The sequence below is a fragment of the Pseudomonas congelans genome (assembly GCF_900103225.1).
Taxonomy (GTDB): Bacteria; Pseudomonadota; Gammaproteobacteria; order Pseudomonadales; family Pseudomonadaceae; genus Aquipseudomonas; species Aquipseudomonas congelans.
Genome location: NZ_FNJH01000001.1, coordinates 1,217,601 through 1,229,635, shown reverse-complemented (window position 1 = coordinate 1,229,635; position 12,035 = coordinate 1,217,601). Strand labels below are relative to the sequence as shown.

Genomic DNA, 12,035 nt, shown 5'->3' with positions numbered 1-12,035 from the left:
ATTCGCGCCTGCCGGGCTTGCGGGTCGGGGTCAGCGCTCTGTTCGACCCTGATGAAACGCCGCATGCACGGACCTTCATGAGGGCGCTGGCAGTGGCGCGCAATTGCATAGCGGGACTTGAGCGAGTGCAGTGGCGCTTTCTCGACGACGCTGCCGATGCCGTTCGCGGGGCCGATGTGGCCCGGCACATGATCGACTGGAAGGCCGATCTGGTCATCGGGCATTTCTCTTCGGATGCAGCCGTAGGTGCCGCGCCGCTGTATCGGCACGCCGGCATTGCCCTGCTGACCCCCGCAGCGACGATTGATTGCCTGACCCTTGAGCACCACAACGTGTTTCGTTTCTGCCCCTCGGACCGGCAGCTGGCGGCGGATCTGGTGCGCTGGCTGGCGACTCGTCAGTGGCCGCGCGTGCATGTTCAGGCCGACGACAGCGCTCACGGTCGGGCCCTGGGCGTTGCCATCAGTGCGGCGCTGGCAAGCGCCGGGTTGCAGCGTGTCGACGAGCCTGGCCAGGCCGATGTCGAGGTGTTTGCCGGACGCCTCAAACCCAGTCGCGAGCATTGGCAGGCGCGACGACAAGCCGGCAGTACCCGACCGCTGGTGCTGACCGACGACGCTGCCTCGCCGTATCTGGGGCGCGCCGCTGCGCACGACAGCAACACCTTCGTGATCGGCTTCGGAGCCCCTGACAGCGCCGGAAACCGCTGTCAGGCCCAGGTACTTCACCGCTCGCTGTTCGCTGCCGAGCCACAGACCTACTTTCGCGAAAGCCTGCTGATGCTTTACGTGCTGGCCGAGGTGGCCCGCGGCGGTCTTCGCGCCGCGCAACTGCCGGACGCGTTTCGGCACAGCACCTTCAACACACCGCTGGGCGCGGTCAGCTTCGATCAGGGCGAGCTGCGCAGCGCGACGACCTGTGTCTGGACACCAGGCCCCACGGGGCTGAGCCGCATCACCCGATAGCCCCAAAACACCGCTTCACACCAACTCTAAGGACAGGAACTTCATGGGTAACTCGACACCACACACCTTGCATTCGGACGCCGTCTGTATCGGCTTCGGTCCGGCCGGTATCGCGCTGGCCTGCGCGTTCGCCGATGCGCGAGAGGCCAACGACCCGCTGGGCGCGCTGTCCGTTCGCTATCTGGAAGCTGCGCAGGACAGCCAATGGCATCGCGAACTGCTGCTGGCCGGAACCGACATCAACCATCACGTATTTCGCGATCTGGTGACCCCGCGCAACCCGCGCAGCCGCTTCTCGTTCGCCATGTACCTCAAGGAACAGGGGCGAATGTTCGATTTCGGCCTGCTGGGCCGCCCCGCCAGTCGGCATGAATGGTCGGATTATCTGACCTGGGTCTCCGCGCAGGTGGACAGCCAGACCTGCTTCAACACGCCGGTCACCGGGATCGACCCGGTGCTGCGTCATGGGCGCCTGCATGAAGTACGCGTGTGCACGCCGGGTACCTGCTTCACGACGCGCAATGTCGTGCTGTCCAGCGGCAGTGCTCCGCGTATTCCGCACGCGTTCGAGGCGCTGGTCGGTCCGACGCTGTTTCACACGTCGCAGTTTCTGAGCCGCCTGCAAGCCTTTGGCGAGCACCTGCCCAAGCGCTGGCTGGTACTCGGTTCGGGGCAGAGCGCCAGTGAGTCGGTGCTGGAGCTGGTCAGCCGCGACCCCGGCATCGAAGTGCATTCAGTGCATCGCTCGGCCGGTTTCAAACTCACCCAGCTGGGCCAGTTCCCCAACCGGGTATTTGCCCCCGATCACGTCGATTATTTCCATAGCCTGGACCCCGCGGCGCGGCAGCGTTTTCTCGACTGGAGCCGCTCGACCAATTACGCAGGGATCGACCCTGACGAAAGCCAGAAGCTGTTTTCGCTGATCTACGAAGACTCCATCGCCGATCGCAAGCGCCTGCAGACCTACGCCTACAGCGTGATCAGCGCCATCGAGCCCGTCGCCGAGGGCTACCGGGTCGAGCTGACCGACACCTTCAGCCAGCGCACCCAGGTGCTGGAGGTCGACGCCGTGGTGCTTGGCACCGGGTATCAGCAGTACCTGATACCGCCGTTGTTGAGTGGTTTGCAGCCATGGCTGCAGGCCGATGTCGACGGTGGCCTGCTGATCGATAGGGATTATCAAATCGCCACCCAGGGCGAGTGCGACGTGAATATCTGGGTCAACGGTCTTTCCGAACGCAGCCACGGAATCAGTGACAGTCAGTCGTTTTCACTGATGGCGTTGCGTGCCGAGCGTATCGCCACGGCCCTTCAGCGGGCTGTAGCACCGGCAGCCGAACCTTTGCTGGCACAGTGGAAGTGAAACTCATGTACAACTCTCTTTGCGAAATCGTTCACGATCAGGCCTTCCTCAAGGTGACTGGCCTGGGGGCCGATTTTTTCCTGAAAATGGAATCACTCAACCCGGCAGGCTCGATCAAGCTCAAGACCGCCGTGGGGCTGATCAATGACCTTCAGACTCGGGGGCTACTGGGCCCGGACACGATTCTGATCGAGTCCTCGTCGGGCAATCTCGGGGTGGCACTGGCGATGATCTGTGCAGAGCGGGCCATCCCGTTTACCTGCGTGGTCGACCCGAACAGCTCCAGCCACAACATCCGCATGATGCGCAGTTACGGCGCCGAGGTCATCCAGGTCGAAATCCCTGACGCCAACGGCGGGTTCCTCGGGACGCGCATCGAGCTGATTAGCGAAAAAGTGGCCAGCGACCCGCGCTACGTCTGGCTCAATCAATACGAGAATGCGGCCAACCCGCGTGCCCATGCGCGAACCACGGCGCGTTCGATCAGCCAGCATTTCGGCCATGTGGATTATGTGTTCGTCGGTGCCGGGACCACTGGCACCTTGATGGGTTGCATTCAGCATTTTCAGCGCCATCATCCGACCACCCGAATCATTGCTGTGGACAGTGTCGGCTCGGTGACCTTCGACACCCCGGCCAGCCGGCGCTTCATACCCGGATTGGGCACCAGCCAGCGCCCGCCGATCTTCAACGCTGATGGCATCCATGCGCTGGAAATGGTCCCGGAATCACACACCGTCGCCATGTGTCGCATCCTCGCGCGCAGCAAGGGTCTGCTGGTCGGCGGGTCCACCGCAACGGTGATTGCCGCGGTGCATGCCTGGCGTGAGCGCATCGAGCCCGGTTCGGTGGTCGTGGCGTTGTCGCCGGACTGGGGCGAGCGCTACCTGGACACTCTTTACGATGACCACTGGGTCGAACAGCGTTTTGGCCGTGAAGTGCTGAGCATGACGCTGGCGGACCTTCGCGCATCAGGGGCCGAGACCTGTCCGGAGAGCATGGAAGCGCCTGCGCGTTCCCCGCATTCAAGCTGGACGGTGTGGCTGGCCGCCGAGCGGCTTAAGCGGGCAGCTTTCCATGTGGTCGACGGTGCGGTGGTTGCGCGCTTGCTGGCGGCAGACCCGCTGGCCTGTATCGATGATGTGCAGGCGGCGTATCTGGCCCATGAGGCTGGCCACACGATCAATCCCGACAGTTACTTTCTGCGCTTTGCGCAGGCGCCGGCCAATCGCATCATTGCCTTGCCCGCCAGCCTGTCGGGCGAGCAGCCGGTCAGTGGCATCAAATGGATTTCCAGCTTTCCGGGCAATATCGACAAGGGCCTGCAACGCGCCTCGGCGGTGCTGATCCTCAACGATCCACTGACCGGCTATGCCTTTGCCTGTCTGGAAGCCTCGCGCATCAGCGCCATGCGCACGGCGGCCTCGGCGGTGCTCGGCGCGCGCTGGATGAGTCGTCAACAGCGTCACGTGGGGCGAATGTCGTTCATCGGCGCCGGTTTCATTGCCCGCACCATCCTCGACATGTTTGTCAGCGATGGCTGGACGATGGAGGCGGTCAGCGTCTTCGATCAGCACCAGGACTCGGCGCTGGCGCTGGTCGGGCATGCCGCCAGTCGCCACGGACTGAACAGCGAGCCGAGCGACCTGGCGACGTGCCTGCAAGCCGATGTGGTGGTGTTCGCCACTACCGCGCCGAGCCCTTATGTATTGGAGCCGGTGTTTCAGCCGGGGCAACGGGTGCTGAACATCTCGTTGCGCGATCTGGGGCCGGAGGTCATTGCCCAGGCCAACAACATCCTCGATGACGTCGAACACTGCCTCAAGGCTCAGACCTCGCCTGACCTCGCCGTGCAGCAGTATCAGCATCGCTCGTTCATTACCGGGACGCTGGCACAGCTGATGACCGGGCAAGTGGAGCTGAGTCCGGACAAGGCCTCGATCTTTTCGCCGTTCGGGCTCGGCGTGCTGGACCTCGCGGTGGGGCAACGGGTGTATCGCCAGGCGGTGGCCGAGGGCAGCGCTTTGCCGGTGCCGCAGTTCTTCTTTGAATCGGCGCGCTGGTGATGGCCATGCAGACGCATACCGTCGCCATTATCGGCATGGGCTCACGCGGGTTGAGCATTCTGGAGCAGGTGATCGGCATGAGCCGCCACGCCGTGCGGCAAACGTTGTGTATCGAGGTGTTCGATCCACAGCCGCCGGGCAGCGGGCTGCACCTTGCGCAGCAACCGGATTACCTGATGCTCAACACCATGGCCGGTCAGTTGTCAGCGTTTTCCTCGGCATTTCCGGCGTGTGAACCGCCAGGCCCGACCTTTTTGCAATGGTGCAGCCGTGAGGGTATACGCCTGGATGCGCGCGGCCATGTCAGCCCGGATGGGCAGGGCAGAGCGGTGGCATTTGGCGACTTCGTGCCGCGTGCATTGCTCGGGCGCTATTTGCAGGACAGTTACCGCTTTCTGCTGCAACGCTGCCCGGCGCACGTGACGGTGCGCCACCACGCCGAGCAGGTGCTGAGCTGTCATCCCAGGTCGCAAACGCCGGGTTTCCGGCTGCGTACCGGCAATCTGGCAATGCACGTCGACGGTGTGTTCCTCACCAGTGGACACACACCCTCAACCGCCGCGCAGCAGGACATCGGTGAATGTGTGGTCATCCAGGGCCTGGGACTCACGGCCATGGACACGCTGGCCCATCTGACTGAGGGGCGCGGCGGACGCTACGTGCGCAATGGCGGCTTCGCCGGCTGGCGTTATCTGCCGTCCGGACGCGAGCCCAGGGTGGTGATGTATTCGCGTAGCGGATTGCCGTTTCATGCCCGGCCGCAATGGCACGCCTGCCGTCACGCACCGTTGCCGAGGCTATTTTTCACGGCTGAGGCCATAGCTCGTTTGCGCGAACAAAGGGAAGGCGGGCGGCTCGACTTTCGCGCCGATGTGCTGCCCCTGATCAAGGATGAAATGCGCGCCGTGTTTTATCAGGCCAAGGTGCGGATGGAGGGGCCAGACCGGTTGCCCTCTGTGCAGCGCCTACTGCGCGAGTCAATCGCCAGGCCGGCAGTGTTTGCCCGCCTGGCGGAGCAATGGGGTGCATTCGATCCCGAGCACTGGCTGGTCACCCAGCCCTGGTCTGGCGCCGAAGGCACGTACGAGCAGTGGTTCGTCGACTGGATCAAACGTGACCTGGCCCTGAGTCGGCTGGGCACCGCGCACAGCCCGATCTGTAAGGCATTTGAGGTCTGGCGCGATTATCGCGACCTGTTGCGTCTGGTCGCCGATCGCAACGGCCTGACCGAGTCCTCGACGCTGGAGTTCTACGGCACTTGGGCAGGACTGAGTAACCGTCTGGTCGGCGGTCCGCAGAAGGAGCGCCATGAGGACCTGCTGGCGTTGATCGAAGCCGGGGTCGTGACAGTCTTGCCGCCGATGAGTGGCGTGCAGGAGCCGCGCAACCGCCTGCCTGCCCGGGTCGCCCACAGCGGTGTGTCGGGCAGTCGTCAGGGGGTGATCAACGATCTGCGCGAGCACGGGCTGATTCGCGCCGCCCATGCCTGGCCTGCCGATGGCATCGACACCGACGCAGCGGGCCGCGCAATCGGTCGCGACGGTGAGGTGCAGCAGCGGCTCTGGGTTCTCGGGCCTGCCGTGGAAGGTTGCACGTTCTACAACCACTACGTACCGACACCTGATCTCACCTGTCGCGCTCTGATCGAGGCGCGTCGGGCGGTCGAGTCGTGCCTGGAGACGCTGATAAACACAACTTCAAGTGGTATCACAATTCGGTTGAATAAAGTCGCTCAAGCTATTAATTAAAAAGGAATTATTACTATGTACGAAATCACTTTGCTGACCGCCCTCGCTGGCGCGTTCATCGTGCTGATCATCAGCCCCGGTCCAAACTTTCTGGTGATCACCCAACTCTCGTTCAGCCAGTCACGGCAGCAGGGCATCTGTGCAGGGCTGGGCGTTGCCTCGGGCAGCATTCTCTGGGCCTTGCTGGCCGCCACCGGTTTGGGGCTGGTATTTCAGCAGTTGCCATGGCTGCAACCGACGCTGCAATTGCTGGGCGGTGCCTATCTGACCTGGCTTGGCAGCAAAAGCCTGCGCAGTGCCGGCAGCCAGCCCAAACCCAGGGATATCGCTGCGCTAGGTATTGGCAGTCTGAGCCGCGCCTATCGGTTCGGCCTGCTGACCAACCTGACCAATCCCAAGGCGCTGGCGTTCTACACCAGCGTGTTCACCACCGTGACCACGCCGGGCATGCCGATGTGGGTGCGTACTGCGGGTGTATCGATCATCGCGGTACTGGCGATTTCCTGGTTCGTGCTGCTTGCCACGCTGTTTTCGATACCTGCGGTACAGACGCGCTATCAGCGCATGAAAAAGGCCATCGACATCGTCACCGGCCTGTTCATGATCGCGTTCGGTCTGCGCCTGCTGATCGGTTTGCTGCCTGCTGGCTTCATTCACTGAAATCATCTGTAAAGGAATACCTGAATGCATCGCAACGACTGGCACTACCCGACTTCCATCCGCGCAGGCGCAGGACGCGTCAACGAACTGGCCGATGCCTGCAGGGTGACCGGCATAAAACGTCCGCTGCTGATCACCGACAGCTTTCTCGGCAGCACCGACATGATCGCCAGCGCCGTGGAGCACTGCCGCAGTCAGTTGGGCCACTGCGGCCTGTTTGACCGGGTCAAGGGCAACCCGACCGGCACCAACGTCGCCGAGGGGCTGCACGCTTACAGAACCGGTGGCTACGACGGTGTGATTGCGTTTGGCGGCGGCTCGGCGCTGGACGCTGCCAAGGCGGTAGCGCTGATGTCGGGCCAGACCCGCCCGTTATGGGATTTCGAAGACATCAATGACAACCACCTGCGCGCCGATCCGGATGGCATTGCGCCGGTGATCGCGCTGCCGACTACGGCCGGGACCGGCTCTGAAGTAGGGCGTGCGTCGGTGATTACCGATGAGCAGGCGCAGGTCAAACGTACCATCCTGCACATTCGCATGATGCCGCGCATCGCGATTCTGGATGCCACGCTGACACTCGACCTGCCCAGGCACTTGACCGCCGCCACCGGGGCCGATGCCTTGACCCACTGCATGGAGTCCTGGTGTTCGCCGGCCTGGCACCCGATGGCCGAGGCGGTTTCGATCAAGGGCATGCAGATGATCAAGGCGTTTTTACCGCGCGTCGTCGTCGACGGGCAGGACCTCGAGGCGCGACAGCAGATGCTGGTGGCCTCCAGCCTTGGCGCCGCTGCATTTCAGCGCGGTCTGGGCGGCGTACACGCGATCGCGCAGAGCCTTGGGGCGCTCTACGATCAGCATCATGGCTTGCTGAACGCGATCCTGCTGCCCTATGTGCTGGAGGCCAATCGCTCGGTGCTGCAGACGCAAATGGACGATCTGGCGGTTTACCTGCGGTTGCCGTCGCCCGGTTTCTCCGGGGTGATGGACTGGCTGCTGACGCTGCGCGAGCAGATTGGCATTGCGCATACGCTGGGCGAGATCGGCATCAATGATCGCGAAGCCGAGCGGGTCGGGCGGATGGCCTTCGCCGATGGCTGCTCGCAGACCAACCCGATTCGCCATTCGGCGGAGGTCTACGCGCAGATCTTCAGCCGTGCAGTGAGGGGCAATTGAACCATGGCTGCCCTGAACGAGGCGGGTACAGAGCGTCTTGACCAGGTCTGGCGGAGTTTCGTCGAGCAGGGCCGGATCGTCGGCGGCGTGCTGTTGCTGGCTCGGCAGGGCCGTCTGGAATACGCCAGTGCGCGCGGGTGGGCCGATCGCGAGCAGCAGATTCCGGTCTCCCGCCGCACGCGTTTTCGCCTGGCCTCATTGACCAAGCTGTTGACCTCGGTCGCAGTATTGCGGCTGTGCGAACGGGGTGTGCTGGATCTACAGGCTTCGGTGACTCGCTGGCTGCCAGCCTTTCGGCCGCGTCTGGCCAGTGGCCGCGAGCCGCTCATCACGCTGCAGCACCTGTTGTCGCACACGTCGGGCTTGAGCTATGGCTTTGAGCAAGCGCCTGATAATGCCTATCAGCGGGCCGGGGTGTCGGACGGGCTGGACCGGGTACCGTTCGGCCTGCAGGAAAACCTGACGCGTTTGGCGAGTGTGCCCTTGCTGTTCGAGCCCGGCAGCGCCTGGGGATATTCGCTGGCCACTGATGTGCTGGGTGCCGTGATCGAACAGGCCACTGGGCTGGCGTTGTCAGAAGCCATCGGCAAATGGGTCACCGTGCCGTTGCGCATGCACGCGACCTCATTCAGGCACCTGCCGGAACGTCCGCTGGCCAGCGCCTACAAGGACGGTGTCAACGGACCGCAGCGTATCGGCGACGACGACGGGCTGTCGCTCGACAGCGGCCAGGCGCGGCTGTCGGCAGCTCGCGCCTTTGACAGCGGCGCGTATGAGTCGGGCGGGGCGGGAATGCTGGGCACGGCTGATGACTATCTGCGGTTGCTCGAATGCCTGCGCCTTGGCGGCGCGCCGCTATTGAGTGAAGCCAGTACCGCATGCTTGCTGGGCAATGCGATCGGCCAGACGAGCATCGCCAGCCGCGGGCCTGGCTGTGGGGGCGGGCTGGGGCCGATGATCCTCACCGATCCAGTGCTCGCCGGGCAGCGGCAGGGCGCAGGAACCTGGTCATGGTGTGGGCTGTATGGCAGCCATTACTGGGTCGATCCGCGTGCTGCGCTGAGCATGGTGGTCCTGACCAACACGGCGGTTGCCGGCGCATGGGGGGAATTTGCCGACGCGATCGTCGATGCGCTTTACCCGGAGCCTGTGGTCAGGCCCGGGCAAATTGCTTGCGGTAACTGCTCGGGCTGATGCCCACCAGATTGCGGAAGTGCCGGCGAAAAGACTCTTCGGAGCCGAAGCCGGCGCGGTCCACCACTTCATTCAGGCGCAACTTCGACGACTCCAGCAGTTCCTTGGCGTAGGCAATGCGCTCACCGAGCAGCCAGTCGTAAGGCGTCAGACCGGTGCTTTCCATGAAGCTGCGGTGCAAGGTGCGGGTACTGAGCGCCGCGCGTGAGGCCATCTCCTTGATGGTATGGGGGCGCTGCAAGTCGCTGCGAATCCAGTCCATCAGGTTGGAAATCGGCCCGTCGCTGGCCGAGACCAACTGCCGGGATGCATATTGCGATTGTCCGCCTTCGCGATGAGGCGGAATGACCATACGCTGCGCGACCATGTTGGCGACGCGCGAGCCGTGATCGTTGCGCACCAGGTGCAGCATCATGTCCAGCCCGGCGGCCGAGCCTGCTGCGGTGACGATACTGCCCTGATCCACATACAGTTCGTTGGGCTGAATGGTCAGGCCCGGGTACATGGTGGCCAGCAGGTCGGTATAGCGCCAGTGGGTCGTCACCTTGTGCCCGTCGAGCAGACCGGCTGCCGCCAGCACGAAGGCCCCGGTACAGATCGAGCAGATTCGCGCGCCGCGTGCATGAGCCGCCTGCAGCTGTTCGATGAGCCGTTGCGGCACCTCGGATTCCACCCCGCGCCAGCCCGGCACGATGATGGTGTCGGCGTTTTCCAGCAGCACCTCGCCGGGTGTCGGCACGATGGTGATGCCCCCGGCAGCGGTGATCGGGCCGTCGTCGACCGGGAAGGTCGCGAACTCGTACCAGCTCACGCCCAGCTCGGGTCTTTTCAGCGCAAAGACTTCAACAGTGCAGCCAAATTCGAAGGTGCACAGCTGGTTGTAGATGAGGGCGACAACGAGATGATTTTTCATGGCGCGATGTTACCGGATATTGGCATTTCAGCCAGTAGTTTGGCGTGATGCTACTGAGTAATCTGCTCTGTGTCACCGCTGAAACCTGCTTAACCCTCACTATGATGCAAGTGGTCTGCCCTGCAGGCCCTGGAGCCAACTCGTGCCACTCAATATCGGTATCTACGTTTATGACGACGTCGAGGTTCTCGACTTCGCTGGCCCCTATGAAGTGTTCACCACCGCAACACGCATGCACGCCCGCAACAGCCGTGATGACCGGCAGTTGTTCAACGTGTTCACCATTGGCCGCAGCACTGCGCCGGTGCGTGCCCGCGCCGGGCTCAAGGTCGACCCGGATTTTTCGATTAACGACCATCCGCCCGTCGACTGCCTGATCGTCCCGGGTGGCGTCGTGACCGCCGAGCTGGAAAAACCCGACGTGATTCACTGGATCAGCGATCAGTCGGAGCCTGGCCGCGTGGTCGCTGCCGTGTGCACCGGCGCCTTCCTGCTGGCCAGGACCGGCAAGCTGGCCGGCAAGCAAGTGACCACGCACTGGGAAGACATCGACGACCTCAAGGAAATGTTCCCGTCGGTGGACGTGCTCAGCACGCTGCGCTGGGTCGATGAGGGCTCGTTCGTGACCTCGGCAGGCATTTCTGCCGGCATCGACATGAGCCTGCACCTGGTCGAGCGCCTGCACAGCCGTGAACTGGCTGAACGCACGGCGCTGCAAATGGATTTCGACTGGACCGAGAACGACTGAGTCATCCAGTCGCGCTGCGGATACCCCTGAAGAGGCTATGTGCCCGAAATGTGCATAGCCAGCGCTTCAACGCGATAGCCAGCGTCCGCCTTACCCCCGCTTGAGACATTCATTCGAACAGCCGATAACCCGGCCAGCTCGGTGTTTCGGCGGGGGTTTCCTGTATTCCCGAGCCTTTGGCTCAGCGGCAGGGCCGCACCCACCTTTGCAAAACCAGAGTGCAGGACACATGAAAACCCACTTCTTCAAAGTCGTTCAAACCGTTGCACAGCACGGTTCGTTCTCCGAGGCTGCCGCAATTCTGGGCTGCAGCCAGTCGAACATCAGTTATGCCATCAAGGAAGTCGAAGATTTTTTCGAAAAACGCCTGTTCATTCGCAGCCGCACAGGCTGCACGCTCACCCCTGAAGGCAAGGTCATCAGCCAGACCCTGGGGAATATCATGGCCACGCTCGAACAACTAAAAAAAATGGGGTCAGTGGCAGCGTAACCATTCATTACCACTCGCATATCCGCGAGACCGGCCTGAGCGCCTCGCTGGATTTTCTCGCCCATCACTACCCCGATATCCATCTGAACGTGCTGCACCGCAGCGAACAGCACCCGTCGCTGGACGCATTGATAAAGGGCGTAGCCGATATCCTCGTCCTGCCGGGTATTGTGCTGGACGAGCATTACCTCGAACACCATTGCTGGTCGGATCATTACGTACTGGTGGCAGCGCGAAGCAAGCAGGGCAAGGCACAGTGTTTCGCCGAGCTTGCGCAGGTATCGCGTTACGTGGCCTGGCGGCATCCGGGCGTGGAGCGCCTGCATCAGCAACTGGCATCGGCGCAGGTACGGCTCAGCCAACGCGGTGAACTCAGTTGCCTGGACACGCTTCTGGACCTGGTCGCCAAGCGCCATTGCATCACGATTGTGCCCGCCGCGTTGCTGAACGGGCGGTTTCGCGAGCTGGAATCGATCCCGTTGCCGCTGACCGTGATGCGCCGGATCAGTGTTGTGGCGCGGCCTGCTTCATTGTTGTCCAACGCCGCCAATGCCGTGGTTCAGGCCCTGAAAAAACCACCGGCCCAGGCCACTCAATCTGATTGACTGAGGTGTCGCAAAACGCTGTTACGGTACCCTCAACGCGCTTTTGACCGCGATATGAATGCAACGAATCGGGCCGGCAAGGCTCATATCCGTAAGCAATACAT

11 protein-coding genes are annotated in these 12,035 nt (G+C 62.8%); 10 read left to right on the top strand and 1 reads right to left on the bottom strand.

Features of this window, described 5'->3' with window-relative positions:
* Positions 1–8 precede the first annotated feature (8 nt).
* The 7 genes from BLR20_RS04830 to BLR20_RS04800 are packed head-to-tail and all read left to right on the top strand — an operon-like array spanning position 9 to position 9,175.
* A complete protein-coding gene (locus BLR20_RS04830; protein ID WP_054994216.1) occupies positions 9–965 on the top strand; it encodes an ABC transporter substrate-binding protein in 957 nt (318 codons plus the stop codon).
* A 43-nt stretch (positions 966–1,008) separates the two neighbouring features.
* Positions 1,009–2,328, top strand: a complete 1,320-nt coding sequence (locus BLR20_RS04825; protein WP_054994181.1) for a lysine N(6)-hydroxylase/L-ornithine N(5)-oxygenase family protein — start codon at positions 1,009–1,011, stop codon at positions 2,326–2,328.
* Positions 2,329–2,333: 5 nt separating this feature from the next.
* Positions 2,334–4,394 carry a 2,3-diaminopropionate biosynthesis protein SbnB gene (gene sbnB, locus BLR20_RS04820; protein ID WP_074594440.1) on the top strand — a complete coding sequence of 687 codons (2,061 nt, stop codon included), beginning with the start codon at positions 2,334–2,336 and terminating at the stop codon, positions 4,392–4,394.
* Positions 4,394–6,142 carry an FAD/NAD(P)-binding protein gene (locus BLR20_RS04815; protein ID WP_054994180.1) on the top strand — a complete coding sequence of 583 codons (1,749 nt, stop codon included), beginning with the start codon at positions 4,394–4,396 and terminating at the stop codon, positions 6,140–6,142. The genes sbnB and BLR20_RS04815 overlap by 1 nt, the downstream gene beginning before the upstream one ends.
* A gap of 15 nt (positions 6,143–6,157) precedes the next feature.
* The gene (locus BLR20_RS04810; protein ID WP_010430066.1) at positions 6,158–6,802 is read left to right on the top strand and encodes a LysE family transporter; all 645 of its coding nucleotides are present in this window, start codon (positions 6,158–6,160) and stop codon (positions 6,800–6,802) included.
* 24 nt (positions 6,803–6,826) lie between these two features.
* Positions 6,827–7,981 (top strand): iron-containing alcohol dehydrogenase, encoded by a 1,155-nt coding sequence (locus BLR20_RS04805; protein WP_054994179.1) that lies wholly within the window; start codon positions 6,827–6,829, stop codon positions 7,979–7,981.
* A 3-nt stretch (positions 7,982–7,984) separates the two neighbouring features.
* Positions 7,985–9,175 carry a serine hydrolase domain-containing protein gene (locus tag BLR20_RS04800; protein WP_054994178.1) on the top strand — a complete coding sequence of 397 codons (1,191 nt, stop codon included), beginning with the start codon at positions 7,985–7,987 and terminating at the stop codon, positions 9,173–9,175.
* On the opposite strand, the gene ftrA is transcribed toward BLR20_RS04800, so the two are convergent.
* Positions 9,135–10,088 (bottom strand): transcriptional regulator FtrA, encoded by a 954-nt coding sequence (gene ftrA, locus BLR20_RS04795; RefSeq protein WP_003314848.1) that lies wholly within the window; start codon positions 10,086–10,088, stop codon positions 9,135–9,137. The genes BLR20_RS04800 and ftrA overlap by 41 nt on opposite strands.
* 142 nt (positions 10,089–10,230) lie before the next feature.
* Between ftrA and BLR20_RS04790 the strand changes: the two genes are divergently transcribed.
* From BLR20_RS04790 to BLR20_RS04780, 3 genes are all read left to right on the top strand, one after another.
* A complete protein-coding gene (locus tag BLR20_RS04790) occupies positions 10,231–10,836 on the top strand; it encodes a DJ-1/PfpI family protein (protein ID WP_003314850.1) in 606 nt (201 codons plus the stop codon).
* Positions 10,837–11,065: 229 nt separating this feature from the next.
* Complete coding sequence (locus BLR20_RS04785) at positions 11,066–11,326, top strand: helix-turn-helix domain-containing protein (protein WP_010430082.1); 261 nt, start codon at positions 11,066–11,068, stop codon at positions 11,324–11,326.
* 35 nt (positions 11,327–11,361) lie between these two features.
* Complete coding sequence (locus tag BLR20_RS04780; protein WP_235810022.1) at positions 11,362–11,931, top strand: substrate-binding domain-containing protein; 570 nt, start codon at positions 11,362–11,364, stop codon at positions 11,929–11,931.
* Positions 11,932–12,035: the final 104 nt, after the last annotated feature.

Excerpts from the sequence above, each read along its gene's own strand:
- ftrA (WP_003314848.1), bottom strand. The coding sequence starts at position 10,088 with ATGAAAAATCATCTCGTTGTCGCCCTCATCTACAACCAGCTGTGCACC.
- BLR20_RS04810 (WP_010430066.1), top strand. The coding sequence starts at position 6,158 with ATGTACGAAATCACTTTGCTGACCGCCCTCGCTGGCGCGTTCATCGTG.
- BLR20_RS04805 (WP_054994179.1), top strand. The coding sequence starts at position 6,827 with ATGCATCGCAACGACTGGCACTACCCGACTTCCATCCGCGCAGGCGCA.
- sbnB (WP_074594440.1), top strand. The coding sequence starts at position 2,334 with ATGTACAACTCTCTTTGCGAAATCGTTCACGATCAGGCCTTCCTCAAG.
- BLR20_RS04785 (WP_010430082.1), top strand. The coding sequence starts at position 11,066 with ATGAAAACCCACTTCTTCAAAGTCGTTCAAACCGTTGCACAGCACGGT.
- BLR20_RS04825 (WP_054994181.1), top strand. The coding sequence starts at position 1,009 with ATGGGTAACTCGACACCACACACCTTGCATTCGGACGCCGTCTGTATC.
- BLR20_RS04800 (WP_054994178.1), top strand. The coding sequence starts at position 7,985 with ATGGCTGCCCTGAACGAGGCGGGTACAGAGCGTCTTGACCAGGTCTGG.
- BLR20_RS04815 (WP_054994180.1), top strand. The coding sequence starts at position 4,394 with ATGGCCATGCAGACGCATACCGTCGCCATTATCGGCATGGGCTCACGC.